At 70.0% G+C, this 13,964-nt stretch carries 11 protein-coding genes and 1 pseudogene; 8 read left to right on the top strand and 4 right to left on the bottom strand.

The genetic code is table 11. The features are described from left to right. The first annotated feature begins 115 nt into the window (after positions 1–115). From AC08OJ_RS13535 to meaB, 8 genes are all read left to right on the top strand, one after another. Positions 116–883 carry a hypothetical protein gene (locus tag AC08OJ_RS13535; protein WP_476594099.1) on the top strand — a complete coding sequence of 256 codons (768 nt, stop codon included), beginning with the start codon at positions 116–118 and terminating at the stop codon, positions 881–883. Between the two features lie 27 nt (positions 884–910). Continuing rightward, the gene (locus tag AC08OJ_RS13540; protein WP_476595902.1) at positions 911–1,498 is read left to right on the top strand and encodes a hypothetical protein; all 588 of its coding nucleotides are present in this window, start codon (positions 911–913) and stop codon (positions 1,496–1,498) included. Positions 1,499–2,046: 548 nt separating this feature from the next. Continuing rightward, positions 2,047–3,534 (top strand): AMP-binding protein, encoded by a 1,488-nt coding sequence (locus AC08OJ_RS13545; protein ID WP_476595903.1) that lies wholly within the window; start codon positions 2,047–2,049, stop codon positions 3,532–3,534. Between the two features lie 371 nt (positions 3,535–3,905). Then, positions 3,906–4,856, top strand: a complete 951-nt coding sequence (locus AC08OJ_RS13550) for an HpcH/HpaI aldolase/citrate lyase family protein (RefSeq protein WP_476594095.1) — start codon at positions 3,906–3,908, stop codon at positions 4,854–4,856. 133 nt (positions 4,857–4,989) lie between these two features. Continuing rightward, positions 4,990–6,189: an acyl-CoA dehydrogenase family protein gene (locus tag AC08OJ_RS13555; protein WP_476594094.1), complete on the top strand. Its 1,200-nt coding sequence runs from the start codon at positions 4,990–4,992 to the stop codon at positions 6,187–6,189. Positions 6,190–6,246: 57 nt separating this feature from the next. Next, complete coding sequence (locus tag AC08OJ_RS13560) at positions 6,247–6,756, top strand: MaoC family dehydratase (RefSeq protein ID WP_011436585.1); 510 nt, start codon at positions 6,247–6,249, stop codon at positions 6,754–6,756. A gap of 1 nt (position 6,757) precedes the next feature. Then, positions 6,758–8,821 (top strand): protein meaA, encoded by a 2,064-nt coding sequence (locus AC08OJ_RS13565; protein WP_476595904.1) that lies wholly within the window; start codon positions 6,758–6,760, stop codon positions 8,819–8,821. A 56-nt stretch (positions 8,822–8,877) separates the two neighbouring features. Continuing rightward, a complete protein-coding gene (gene meaB / locus AC08OJ_RS13570; protein ID WP_476595905.1) occupies positions 8,878–9,903 on the top strand; it encodes a methylmalonyl Co-A mutase-associated GTPase MeaB in 1,026 nt (341 codons plus the stop codon). 243 nt (positions 9,904–10,146) lie between these two features. Here meaB and AC08OJ_RS13575 read toward each other — a convergent pair whose 3' ends face one another. The 4 genes and pseudogenes from AC08OJ_RS13575 to dnaK form a co-directional block, all read right to left on the bottom strand. Further along, positions 10,147–10,785: a DnaJ C-terminal domain-containing protein gene (locus tag AC08OJ_RS13575; RefSeq protein WP_476595906.1), complete on the bottom strand. Its 639-nt coding sequence runs from the start codon at positions 10,783–10,785 to the stop codon at positions 10,147–10,149. Then, positions 10,692–11,120, bottom strand: coding sequence for a DnaJ domain-containing protein (locus AC08OJ_RS13580; RefSeq protein WP_476595907.1), 429 nt, complete (start codon positions 11,118–11,120; stop codon positions 10,692–10,694). The genes AC08OJ_RS13575 and AC08OJ_RS13580 overlap by 94 nt, the downstream gene beginning before the upstream one ends. A gap of 6 nt (positions 11,121–11,126) precedes the next feature. After that, positions 11,127–11,807 carry a nucleotide exchange factor GrpE gene (locus tag AC08OJ_RS13585; protein WP_476595908.1) on the bottom strand — a complete coding sequence of 227 codons (681 nt, stop codon included), beginning with the start codon at positions 11,805–11,807 and terminating at the stop codon, positions 11,127–11,129. Positions 11,808–11,846: 39 nt separating this feature from the next. Then, positions 11,847–13,804, bottom strand: a pseudogene (dnaK, locus tag AC08OJ_RS13590) (molecular chaperone DnaK). Between the last annotated feature and the right edge of the window lie 160 nt (positions 13,805–13,964).

The raw sequence follows: 13,964 nt of genomic DNA on the forward strand, positions 1-13,964 counted from the left end.
GGGTCCTCGCGAGCCCGTGACCTGCGAAGACGCATATTGGCTTGCATTAATTACTTCCTTACGAATTCATAAGCACCTTATCCTCATGTAGCGGGCATATTGGGGGAGGGTGGTCGTGGAGAGGGCGGCCGTGGACCTGTCGACGGTGGGTGCGGTGCCGCTGGGCATGGACGGCACTCCGGTGGACTCCGGCGCCGCCATGACCCGCCGACCATCGGCCGGCGGCACGGCTACGCCGGGCCTGCGCGGCGCCGGCCTGCAGGCCGCCGCCGCGCAGGCCGCCCTCGGCTTCACCGTCACGAGCCTGGGCGCCTGTCTCGCCCTGCTCGCCCGCGACCTGCACCTGCCCGCCAACCGGCTGGCCGGTCTGTCTGCCACCTTCGGCGCCGGCCTGATCGTCGTCGCCGCGGTCGGACCGATCCTGCTCCGCCGCGGAGCACACCCCGCGCTGCGCGGCAGTGCCCTGACCGCCGCCGCCGGCAGTGCCCTGCTCGCCACCGCGCCCGGCCTGCCCGCCGCCATCGTCGGCGCGCTGCTGCTCGGCGCCGCCCTCGTCCTGGTCACCCCGGCGCTGTTGGCCGGTCCCGACGCCGCGGCCCGCCTCAGCCGCGTCACCGCCGCCGCCAGCACCGCCGCTGTTGCCGCTCCGGCCGCCATGGGCACCCTCGACGCCACCGGCGCCAACGGCCGGCTCGCCCTTCTGGCCCCCGTCGTGCCCCTGATCGCCCTGGCCACCACCAGGCCCGCCACCACCAGGCCCGCCACCACCGAGCCGCGGCCTGCCGGGAGCGGCACCGCACGCCCGCTGGTGGCCGGGCGGGTCGCGCGGCGCTGGAGCGGTGTAGCGCTCGCCGTGGCCGTCGAGTTCTGCTTCACGATCTAGGGGATCACCCGCCTGCACGACACCGGAGTGTCCACCGCCACGGCGGTGGTGCTCTGGATCTCCTTCCCCGCCGGGATGGCCATCGGCCGCCTCCTCGGACCCCTACTGCTTACCCGGCTACCCCTTGTCACGTTCGGTGGCGCCGTCACCGCCGCCAGCGCCCTGGCCATCGCCACGACCGATCACACCGCCGTTGTCACCGGCGCGCTCACCGTCGCTGGCCTGGGCGTCGCGACCCTGTACCCCGTCACCATCGCCGCCCTCGTCGCCACCCCCGACCTGGCACCACCACACGCCGCGTCCCTGGGCGCCCTCGCCTGTGGCGTCGCCATCCTTACCGCCCCCGCCGCCCTGGCCACCATCGCCACCGCCGTCGGCCTGCGCGCCGCCTTCCTCCTCACCGTGCCCCTGATCGCCGTCCTCGTCGCCCTACACCCACGAGCGGCACGCTCACCCGGTCCCGTCAGCAGCACATCTCGCCTGCGGGGCAGCGCCGGCAATACCACGCAGGATGAAGGCGGTGAGCAGGTCGATCGCCTCGTCGTCGGGCAAGATGTCGTCACTGGTAGCGACGTGTTCGTGGGCGAACTGCCACATCGTGCCGATTATGGCTGAGGCGACCAGTTCCGGCGGACCTGGCAGGTTGATGCCCTTGGCCTGCAGCAGTTGCACGTGCGCGACCATGACCTCGCGATCCGGGGCGAGCAGCGCGCGTAGCCGCGCGGCGATTGCCTGGTCCACCATCGACTCCTGGTCCAGATAGCCCCGGGCCTGCCCCGACATCTCCGCAGCGTGCTGATCGACCAGAATCCTGGAGAGCCCGCTGACAGCCCGCCGGCGCGTGACAACCCAGTCTCCATCAAACCCGGTACTTGACATGTTCCTAACGAACCTGTTCCTCACGAACCACCCGGCGTAGCCACACTGCGAGCAGCTCGACAGCACCGACGGCGGCGGTCTGACCGGGCCCGCGCCGACGTCGTGTGGCGGGTGGGTGCAAGCGCCTGTCGCCGGCGTACAAGCCCTCGCCGTTTACCGTGCCTACACTTTGGGATCACACTCGATTCGACCGGTGAGGTTCGGCAGCACCGCCCACAGCCCCCTGGAGGCCAGCGATGTTGGTGCCTTTCGGTGCACGTGATTTCCTTGATCGAGCGGTCGCGGTGTACGGCAGGCGTGTCGGTGTCGTGGACGAACCGGACCAGCCCGCCCAGCCGTGGCCGGACTTGACCTACGCCCGCCTGGGTGAGACCGCCCGTGCGCAGGCGGCGGGCCTGGACGCCTTAGGCGTGGGCCACGGTGAGCGCGTCGCGATCGTGTCGCACAACAGCGCCCGCCTACTCGCGTCGTTCTTCGGTGTCAGCGGGTACGGCCGGGTGCTCGTCCCGGTGAACTTCCGTCTCTCGCCGGAGGAGGTCAGCTACATCGTCGAGCACTCCGGCTCCGATGTACTGCTCATCGACCCCGAGCTGGAGGAGAGGCTCTCCGGCGTGACCGCGAGGCAGAAGTTCGTGCTGGGCGCCGAGAGCGACGCCGAATTCTACCGCTTCGACACCGAGCCCACGCCGTGGGAGCCGGACGAGAACGCCACCGCCACGATCAACTACACCAGCGGCACGACCGCGCGGCCCAAGGGCGTGCAGATCACCCACCGCAACATCTGGGTCAACGCGGTCACCTTCGCGCTGCACGCCGGTGTCACCGACCGCGACGTCTACCTGCACACGCTGCCGATGTTCCACGCCAATGGCTGGGGCATGCCGTTCGGCATGACCGGTCTCGGCGTCCAGCAGGTGGTGCTGCGCAAGATCGACGGCCCGGAGATCCTGCGCCGCGTGGAGCAGCACGGCGTCACCGTGATGTGCGCCGCGCCGGCTGTGGTCAACGCCGTGCTCGACGCCGTCCGGGACTGGGACGGCGAGGTCCCCGGCCGCGACCGCGTGCGGGTCATCTGCGCGGGTGCTCCGCCGCCCATCAAGACGATCCAACGGGTCGAGGAGGAGCTCGGTTGGGAGTTCATCCAGATCTACGGCCTCACCGAGACCTCGCCGCTGCTCACGATCAACCGTTCCCGCGTGGAGTGGGACGACCTGCCGCCCGAGGATCGCGCGGGCAAGCTCGTCCGTGCGGGTGCGCCCGCTCTGGGCGTCACGCTCAAGCTCTCGGACTCCGGTGAGGTGCTGGCCCGCTCCAACGTGGTCCTGGCGGGCTACTGGGAGCGGCCGGAGGAGTCGGCCAGGGCCCTGGCGGGCGGCTGGTTCCACACCGGTGACGGCGGCGTGATCGACGACGAGGGCCATCTGACGATCAGTGACCGCAAGAAGGACGTGATCATTACCGGCGGTGAGAACGTCTCGTCGATCGAGGTCGAGGACTGCCTGTTCAGCCACCCGGCGGTGGCCGAGGTCGCGGTGATCGGCGTGCCCGACGAAAAGTGGGGTGAGACGATCAAGGCGCTGGTCGTGCTCGCCGAGGGCCGGACGGCGACCGAGGCGGAGCTGATCAAGAACTGCAAGGAGCGGCTCGCCGGCTACAAGGCACCCACCTCGGTGGAGTTCCGCGACCAGCTTGCCCGCACCGCCACCGGCAAGCTGCAGAAGTTCAAGCTGCGCGCCCCGTACTGGGAGGGCCACGAGCGCCAGGTCAACTGATCCGACCGGAAGCGAACCCGGCCATGGGACGAAGGCGGACGGCGCCCGAGGCACCGCGCCAACGGATCCGGTACCTTACCTGCACCTTACATAAGGTGACGAATGCGGCGCGCATGGTGAGTGCGAATCGGATGCCCGGCGTGGGGGACTGTGATAAAACCTAGATGCACAATCCAAGATTATCGGATGGGCTAATATCGGGCTACCGGGCGATTCCTGCGATCGGGCGGTCGCGACCTGTGGAGACCCTTGGTAGGGGGTGCGGGGGCCGCGCTGACGGATGACGAAGCCTCGGTTCCGCGTCGATGTCCCTGTCCGCTGGGTGTTCGTCCGTTCATCGAGATCCGGCTTGTGAGAGATGTGGGGTAATCGTGTCGCTGCGTTCGCGCCGGTCGTGTCTGGCCGTTCCCGGCTCGTCGCCGAAGATGCTGGGCAAGGCCCAGGGGTTGCCGGCCGATCAGGTGTTCTGTGACCTGGAGGACTCGGTGGCTCCCGGCGCGAAGGAGTCAGCGCGGGCGAACGTGGTCGCGGCGCTGAACGAGGGCGCCTGGGCGGGGAAGACCCGGGTGGTGCGGGTCAACGACCTGACCACGCGCTGGACCTACCGCGACGTGATCGAGGTGGTGGAGGGCGCGGGGGCGAACCTGGACTGCGTGATGCTGCCTAAGGTGCAGTCGGCGGAGCAGGTGGCGTGGCTGGACCTGCTGCTCACCCAGATCGAGAAGGTCATGGGGCTCGAGGTGGGCTGGATCGGGATCGAGGCGCAGATCGAGAATGCGCTGGGGCTGTCGAACGTCAAGGAGATCGCGTTCGCGAGCCCACGGATCGAGACGATCATCTTCGGCCCGGCGGATTTCATGGCGTCGGTGAACATGCCGTCGCTGGTGGTGGGGACGCTCAGTCCGGACTATCCGGGTGACCCATTTCACTATGTGCTGTTCAAGATTCTCGAGGCCGCGCGCGCCCGCGGGGTGCAGGCGATCGACGGGCCGTTTCTGCAGATCCGTGATGTGGACGGGTTCCGGGCGGTGGCGGGCAGGTCCGCGGCGCTCGGGTTCGACGGCAAGTGGGTGCTGCACCCGGGCCAGATTGAGGCGGCCAACGAGATCTACGCGCCCCGGCAGGCCGACTACGACCACGCCGAGCTGATCCTGGAGGCCTATGCCTGGCACACCTCGGCCGCGGGCGGTCTGACCGGTGCGGTGATGCTCGGCGACGAGATGATCGACCAGGCGAGCCGGAAGATGGCCGAGGTCGTCGCGGGCAAGGGCCGCACCGCGGGGATGCAGCGTACGGTGAAGTTCGAACCACCGGTCGGCTGAATCCGCCCGAGTCGGGGCGGATTCAGCCGACCGGCGCGTGGCGCGTGGCGCGTGGCCATGATGAAACCATCCCGCTGCCTGAGTGCGTTTCTGCTCTCCCCTCAGGCATCGGGGGCAGGGACAGGAGCGGAACATGGGCAGGATCGCGCAGACCGACGGTCTGACCGATGTGCAGCGGGACATCCTTGCGGCGGTACGGACCTTCGTCGACAAGGAGATTCTTCCCCATGCGAACGACCTCGAGCATCGGGATGAGTATCCCGAGGACATCATCGAGGCGATGAAGGAGATGGGCCTGTTCGGCATCACCATCCCGGAGGAGTACGGCGGGCTCGGCGAGTCCCTGCTGACCTACGCGCTCGTCGTGGAGGAGATCGCCCGCGGCTGGATGAGTGTCTCCGGGGTCATCAACACCCACTTCATCGTCGCCTACCTGATCCTCCAGCACGGCTCGGAGGAGCAGAAACGGCGGCTGCTCCCGGTCATGGCCACCGGCGAGCTCCGCGGGGCGTTCTCGATGAGCGAACCGGGCTGCGGCTCCGACGTTTCCGCGATCACCACCCGGGCCGACCGGGACGGCGACGACTACGTGCTCAACGGCCAGAAGATGTGGCTGACGAACGGCGCCCGCGCCGGTGTCGTCGCCACCCTGGTCAAGACCGACGAGGGCGCCCAGTCGGTCTACCGGAACATGACGACGTTTCTCCTGGAGAAGGAACCCGGGTTCCGGACACACGGCGGGATCACCATCCCGGGAAAACTGGAGAAACTCGGGTACAAGGGGGTCGAGACCACCGAGATGGTGCTGGCCGACCATCGGGTGCCCGCGTCGGCGATCCTCGGCGGCGAGGACGGCCGGGGCCAGGGTTTCTACCAGATGATGGACGGCGTGGAGGTCGGCCGGGTCAACGTCGCCGCGCGGGCCTGCGGGATTATGATCCGGGCGTTTGAGCTGGGCATTGCCTACGCTCAGCAGCGGCGGACGTTCGGTCGGCCTATCGCGGAGCATCAGGCCATCGCGTTCAAGCTCGCCGAGATGGCGACCAAGGTGGAGGCCGGGCATCTGATGATGGTCAGCGCCGCCCGCAGGAAGGACGACGGGCAGCGCAACGACGTCGAGGCCGGGATGGCCAAGTACCTTGCCAGCGAGTACTGCCACGAGGTGACGACCGAGGCTTTCCGGATCCACGGCGGCTACGGCTACTCCAAGGAGTACGAGATCGAGCGCCTGTACCGGGAGGCCCCCTTCATGCTCATCGGAGAGGGGACCTCCGAGGTACAGAAGCGCATCATCAGCCGGGCATTGCTGAAGGAGTACCAGCTTCCGGGCTGAGGGGCCGGTGCGTCCCTGACGAGTTGAGTGTGCCGCGAGCAGGCGAGGGAGTTCCAGATGCAGTTCGGGCGTTACTTCGAGGAGTTCGAGGTCGGTGCGGTTTACAAGCACTGGCCGGGCAAGACGGTCACCGAGTACGACGACCATCTCTTCTGCCTGCTCACGATGAACCATCATCCGCTGCACCTGGACTCCCATTTCGCCGAGGAGACCACCCAGTTCAAACGGAACGTCGTCGTCGGGAACTACGTTTACTCCCTGCTGCTGGGAATGTCGGTGGCCGACGTGTCCGGGAAGGCGATCGCCAACCTGGAGGTCGAGTCGCTACGGCACGTGAAGCCGGTGTTCCACGGTGACACGATCTACGGCGAGTCCACCGTCCTCGACAAGGTCGAGTCGAAGAGCAAGGACGACCGCGGGATCGTCACCGTCGAAACCCGCGGTTACAACCAGGACGGCGTCCTCGTCTGCATCTACCGCCGCAAGGTCATGGTGCCCAAGCGGGCCTACGGCGAGGCGCGCGGCGGCGAGCAGCCTGGCCGGCCGGAACCCCGGACGGAAGGCTGAGATGGCGGGCGCGGGCCGAGCGGAGACAAAGCGGGACCGTCCGTGGATCATCCGCACCTATGCCGGGCATTCGAGCCCGGCCGAGAGTAACGCGCTGTATCGGCGCAATCTGGCCAAGGGGCAGACCGGGCTGTCGGTGGCGTTCGATCTGCCCACGCAGACGGGCTACGACCCGGATCACGCCCTTGCCCGTGGCGAGGTGGGCAGGGTAGGGGTGCCGATCGCGCATCTCGGTGACATGCGGCGGTTGTTCGACGGGATTCCGCTGGCGCGGATGAACACGTCGATGACGATCAACGCCACCGCGATGTGGCTGCTGGCGTTGTACCAGGTGGTCGCGGAGGAGCAGGGGGCCGATCCGGCGGAGCTGGCCGGGACGACCCAGAACGACATCATCAAGGAGTATCTGTCGCGGGGGACCTATGTCTTCCCGCCGGGCCCGTCGCTGCGCCTGATCACCGACCTGATCGCCTACACGGTGGCCGAGCTGCCCCGCTGGAACCCGATCAACATCTGCAGTTATCACCTGCAGGAGGCCGGGGCCACGCCGGTTCAGGAACTGGCCTATTCGATGTGCACGGCGATCGCGGTGCTCGATGCCGTGGCCGCCGCGCGGGGGATCCCGGTAGGCCGGGCGGGCGCGGGCCGGGCGGGCGCGGACCGCGGGGAGCTGGAGCCGGCGGATGCGGAGTGGATGGGTGAGGTGTGTGGTCGGATCTCCTTCTTCGTCAACGCCGGAGAGCGTTTCGTGGAGGAGATGTGCAAGATGCGGGCGTTCACGGTGTTGTGGGATGAGCTGCTGACCTCCCGGTACGGGGTTCGGGAGCTGGCGCAGCGCCGGTTCCGGTACGGGGTGCAGGTCAACTCGCTGGGGCTGACCGAGGCCCAGCCGGAGAACAACATCATCCGGATTGTGCTGGAGGCGCTGGGGGTGACGCTGTCGAAGGACGCGCGGTGTCGGGCGTTGCAGCTGCCAGCCTGGAACGAGGCGCTGGGCCTGCCCCGGCCGTGGGATCAGCAGTGGTCGCTGCGCATTCAGCAGATCCTCGCTCATGAGACCGATCTGCTGGAGTATGACGATCTGTTCGCCGGTTCGGTCGTGGTGGAGAAGCGGGTCGATCAGCTCGTGGCCGCGGCCAGGGCGGAGATCGACCGGGTTCAGGAGATGGGGGGCGCCGTCGCCGCGGTCGAGAGCGGCTATATGAAGTCGCAGCTGGTGACGTCCCAGGCGGCGCGGCGGGCTCGCATCGAGAGCGGTGAGGACGTTGTCGTCGGGGTGAACCGGTTCACCGAGACCGAGCCGAATCCGCTGCTCGCCGATCTTTCCGCCGCGATCCAGACGGTCGATCCGGCGCTGGAGGAGGCGACCCGCGCGGAGCTGGCGGCCTGGCGGGCCGGCCGCGACGACCGGGCGGTGACGGAGGCGCTGCTCGGCCTGCGGGCGGCGGCCGGGACGGACGCGAACCTGGTTCCCGCCACGCTGGCCTGCGCCCGGGCCGGGGTCACGACGGGGGAATGGGGGGACACGCTGCGGGAGGTGTTCGGGGAGTACCGGGCACCGACGGGGGTCGGCGAGGCCACCGTCGCCGGTGGTGGCGGGGCCGCCCTCGACGAGCTGCGGGCCCGGGTGGCGCGCACGGGGTCCGAGCTGGGCCGTCCGGTGAAGATGCTGGTCGGTAAGCCCGGCCTCGACGGGCATTCCAACGGCGCCGAGCAGATCGCGCTGCGGGCCCGTGACGCCGGTTTCGAGGTCGTCTACCAGGGGATCCGGCTGACGCCGGCGCAGATCGTGGCCGGGGCTGTCGAGGAGGACGTGCACGTCGTCGGGTTGTCGGTGCTCTCCGGTTCCCATCTCGACCTGGTGCCCCAGGTGCTGACGGGGCTGCGGGCGGCCGGGGCGGGTGAGATCCCCGTCATCGTGGGCGGCATCATCCCCGCGGCGGACGCGGACGAGCTCTCCCGACTCGGGGTGGCCGCGGTGTTCACGCCCAAGGACTACGAGCTCACCGCCATCATCCGGGGCATCCTCGACGTCGTACGGGCCGCCAACAAGCTCGATCAGTGAGCTTGACAGCAAGCTCGATCAGTGAGGTGGCCGTGACGGTTGGGGATGGTACCCGGGTGGGCTCGTCAATCGAGTCGGTGACCGAACTTGTCACCGCCGCCGTCGCGGGGAACCGCCGCGCGGTGGCGAGGCTCATCTCCATGGTCGAGGACGGCTCGCCGCACCTGCAGCGGATCGAGCAGCTGCTGATGCCCCGCACCGGGGGCGCGCAGGTGATCGGCCTCACCGGGGCGCCGGGGGTCGGCAAGTCCACCTCCACCTCCGCGCTGGTGGGCGCCTACCGGGCCGCGGGCCGGCGGGTCGGCGTGCTGGCCGTCGATCCCTCGTCCCCGTTCACCGGCGGCGCGCTGCTCGGCGACCGGATCCGGATGGTCGAGCACGCCACCGATCCGGGCGTCTTCATCCGCTCGCTGGCGACGCGCGGAAGTCTCGGCGGCCTGTCGACCGCCACGCCCCAGGCCCTGCGGGTTCTCGACGCCGTCGGGTTCGACGTCGTCCTGATCGAGACCGTCGGAGTGGGACAGGCCGAGGTGGACATTGCCGCCCTGGCGGACACCACGCTCGTCCTGGTCGCCCCGGGGATGGGGGACGGCGTCCAGGCTGCCAAGGCGGGCGTTCTGGAGATCGCCGACGTGCTGGTGGTCAACAAGGCCGACCGGCCGGGTACGGACCGGACGGTCAACGAGCTCACCGCCATGCTCCGGATGGGCGGTGCCGGCCGCGGGGAGGACGACCGGCGTCCGCAGGTCGTGCGGACGGTCGCCGCCACCGGGCAGGGGGTGGCCGAGCTCGTCAAATCGATCGAGGCCCATCGGGACTGGCTGCTGCGCACGGGGCAGTTGCAGCGCCGGCGGCGTCGGCGCGCGGCCGACGAGATCTCGCGGATCGCCTTCGCCCGGCTGCGGGAGCGGATCGGGGACCTGCGGTCCGGAGCCGCGATCGACCAGTTCGCCGGCGAGGTCGTCGCCGGCGGACTCGACCCCCACACCGCGGCTGATCGTCTCCTCGACGAGGCACTCGCCGCCCAGGCCGCCGCTGGCCTGGCCGCCGGTCACACCGGGGCGGTGAAACCAACCAGGTAACCGCGGTCGTGGCAGCAGCGGCAGGGGTCGATCACCAGCACGGTCCGAACCCGGCCGGCCCGGAATCCCGCCACATGGGACACCGTGCGGCACCGACCGTGGCAGGTCGGGCAAATGGTGTTCGGCTTGGCGTCCACGTGGCGGTACCTTCCCGCGATGACGGGACATAACCTCTGAACGCATCTCTACCTCTGGGCACGTGTCTGTACCTCTGGGCGCGTCTGCGCGCGGTGTCGGGCGGGTTCACGTTCTCGGGTCGAAGGCCGAGACGGCGGCCAGCTGCTCGAACAGCGCGCGTTCCCGGGCGGTCAGGGCCGGCGGCACCGCCACGCACACCTCGGCGTGCAGGTCGCCGGGTGGGCCGGTGGGGTTGGGTAGGCCGGCGCCGCGTAGGCGCAGTCGCCGGCCGCTGGACGATCCTGCCGGGACGCGCACCTTGATCTCACCGCCGGGGGTGGTGACCGGGACCCGGGCGCCCAGGGCGGCCTCCCAGGGGGTGACCGGCAACGGGACGTGGATGTCTCGTCCGGACAGCCGGTAACGTGGATGCGGCGCGATCTTCACGTGTAGGTAGAGGTCGCCGGGCTGGCCGTGCCTGCTGCCGCGGCTGCCTTGGTCGGTCAGCCGGATGCGCTGGCCGTCGACCACCCCCCGCGGGATGGTGACCTGGTAGCTGCGTGGGCTGCCGCCGGGGCCGGCGAGGGTGATCTGACGCCGCCCGCCCCGGTAGGTCTCCTCGACGGTCAGCTCGAGCTCGGCTTCCTGATCGGCGCCGGGGATCGGCCCGGTCACGCCGCGGGCCCCGAACAGGCCACCGAACAGGTCACCGACGGTGCTCCCGCCGAGGCCCGCGCCACCGGGGCCGGCACGTCCGAAACCCATGTCGGCGAAGTCTGCGAAGTCGGTGCCGCCAAAGCCCGGTTCGGCCCGGACCCGGCCGGTGCGGCTCCAGCCCCGGCCGGCCCGGCGGCCACCCGTTCGTCGTAGTCCTCGGGGAGGCGCCGGAAGTCCGCGCCGAACCGGTTGTAGCGCGCCCGCGTCTTCGGGTCGGACAGCACGTGGTACGCCTCACCGATCTCCTTGAACCGCTCCTCCGCCTCCGGGCTGCGGTTGACGTCGGGGTGGTAACGGCGGGCGAGGCGGCGGTAGGCCTGCTGGATCTCCTCGGCGCTCGCGCCCCGGCCGACACCGAGAAGCTGGTAGTAGTCTCGGGCCACGGCCGGTCACTCCGCAGGCCCGCCGGCGCCGCCCGGGTCCGGGCCGGTCTCGCCTGGTTGCCGGGCGCCGCCGGGCGGTTCGCTGGGTTCGCTGGATGGCTCGCCGGGAGGGCGGCTGACGGCGACCCCGGCGGGGCGCAGCTGCCGTCCGGTATCGCCGTAGCCGGGACGGATCACGGCCACCACCGTGCCGGCTGGGACGTTCGGTTTCTCGACGGCGGTCAGCGCCTCGTGCCGGGTCGGGTCGAACGGCACCCCGACCTCGTCGTGGCGCGGGTAGCCGAGCCGGGCCAGCACGTCCACGGCCTGGTCCCGGACCGTCCGGACACCCGCCACGAGCGAGGCGGGGTCGGCGTCGGCGTGGGTGAGCGCGAGGTCGAGGTGGTCGAGGACCGGCAGCCAGGCGGCGGCCGCGTGGGCCCGTTCGGCGGCCCGATCCCGCTCCAGCTCCCGGACGGTCCGTTTACGCAGGTTGTCCAGGTCGGCGGCGGCCCGCCGCCACCGGTCGGTCAGCTCGTCCACCTGAGCGGCGAGCGCCACACTGTCCAGGACCGCCTCGGTCGGGAGGTCGTCCGCGCCGACGGGGCCGGCGCGGGCGGTGGCCTCTGCGCTACTCCGGTCCACGGTCCGGTCGGTACGGGGGCCGGCGGCGTGGCCGGTCCGGTCTGGGTGCTGTTCGTGCGGCATGTCGTTCGCCATCATCGGTCGGTCTCGGTCGGCATGGGTTCAGCCCCGGTCGAACTCGGCGTCTATCACGTCGTCGTCGCCGGGGGTGCCGCCGCCGGGGGTGCTGCCGCCGGGTGGTGGCTGTGGGCCGCCCGGGCCGCCCGGGCTGCCCGGTGCGGTGTCGGCCGGGCTGCCGCCGGTTCCCTCGGTGGGGCCGGCCTGGCCGGTGCGGGCGGCGGCCAGGCCGTGGTAGATCTGTTGGAGATCCGAGGTCAGGGCGCGGGCCCGGTCCACCGGCGCCTCCTCGTTGATGGCCTGGCGGGCGTCGGTGACCAGTAGGTCGGCGCGGGCCTTCTCGTGTGGCGGGGCGGCGTCACCGAGTTCGGCCAGCAGCCGTTCGACGCGGTAGGCGACCGAGTCCAGCTCGTTGCGGGCGTCGACCAGGCGCGTAGCGCCTGGTCGACGGTGCGGTTACGTTCCGCCTCGATGATCATCCGTTCGACCTCTTCCTTGGGGAGGTTGGAGGTTTCACTGATCGTGATCGACTGCTGGGCTCCGGTGTCCTTGTCGCGGGCGGTGACGTTGAGGATGCCGTTGGCGTCGATGTCGAAGGTGATCTCGATCTGCGGTTCGCCGCGGGGCGCCGGGCGGATGTTTTCCAGGCGGAAGCGGCCGAGTATCCGGTTGTCGGCGGCGCGTTCGCGTGCGCCCTGCAGTACCACGATGTCCACTGCCGGCTGGTTGTCCTCCGCGGTGGAGAACACCTCGGAGCGTCGTACCGGGATCGTGGTGTTGCGTTCGACTATTTTTGTCATCAGGCCGCCGCGGGTCTCCACCCCGAGGGAGAGCGGGGTGACGTCGAGCAGGAGCACGTCGGAGACCTCGCCCTTGAGCACCCCGGCCTGGATCGCCGCGCCCAGTGCGACGACCTCGTCGGGGTTGACGCTCATGTTCGGTTCCTTGCCGCCGGTCAGCCGCCGGACCAGTGCCTGCACCGCGGGCATCCGGGTGGCTCCGCCGACGAGGATCACCTCGTCGAGGTCGTCGGCGCTGACCTTGGCGTCCTCCATCGCCTGGCGGACCGGTCCCATGGTCCGTTCGACCAGGTCGGCGGTGATCTGTTCGAAGGTGGAGCGCATGACCGTGGTGGTCAGGTGCCGCGGCCCGGTGGCGTCGGCGGTGATGAACGGCAGGTTCACCTGGGTCTGGGTGACCGAGCTCAGTTCGACCTTGGCCTTCTCCGCGGCCTCGAACAGCCGTTGCAGCGCCTGGGGGTCCCGGCGCAGGTCGACGCCCTGTTCCCGGTGGAACCCGTCGGCGAGGTAGTCGACCAGCCGGCGGTCGAAGTCGTCCCCGCCCAGGTGGCTGTCCCCGGCCGTGGCCCGGACCTCGACCACCCCGTCGCCGACGTCGAGGATGCTCACGTCGAACGTGCCGCCGCCGAGATCGAAGACCAGGACGGTCTCGTGGCCCTTCTTGTCTAGCCCGTACGCCAACGCGGCCGCGGTCGGCTCGTTGATGATCCGCAGCACGGAGAGCCCGGCGATCCGGCCGGCGTCCTTCGTCGCGGTGCGCTGCGCGTCGTTGAAGTAGGCCGGCACCGTGATGACCGCTTCGGTGACCTTCTCGCCCAGGTTCCGCCCGGCGTCGTCGGCCAGCTTGCGCAGCACCAGCGCGCTGATCTCCTCCGGCGCGTAGAGCTTGTTCCGGATCTTGAACCGGGCGGCGCCCTCCGGGCCTGGGACGACGTCGAAGGCGACCGCTTTGGCCTCCTCGGTCACCTCGTCATAGCGGCGGCCGATGAACCGCTTGGCCGAGTAGATCGTGCCCTTCGGGTTCAGGATCGCCTGCCGTCGCGCCAGCTGCCCGACCAGGCGTTCACCGCTCTCGGTGAACGCCACCACCGACGGTGTCGTCCGCGCACCCTCCGCGTTCGGGATGACCCTCGGCTCGCCACCCTCCCAGGCGGCGATCACCGAATTGGTCGTCCCCAGATCAATGCCGACTGCCTTCGCCATCGAATGCTCCTCCAGAAGCGAACCTCACACATATGACGAATCGGGCGTGCCCACGCCGTGAGCAGGCTTCACTCGGATAAACCGACCCCACAGCAGGGAACCTGTCCAGGATTTGCCCAGCAAAACGCATTGCCTACGGAGTATCGCTTGTCGGCAGGCG

It is taken from the genome of Frankia sp. CgKIO3, assembly GCF_977946435.1.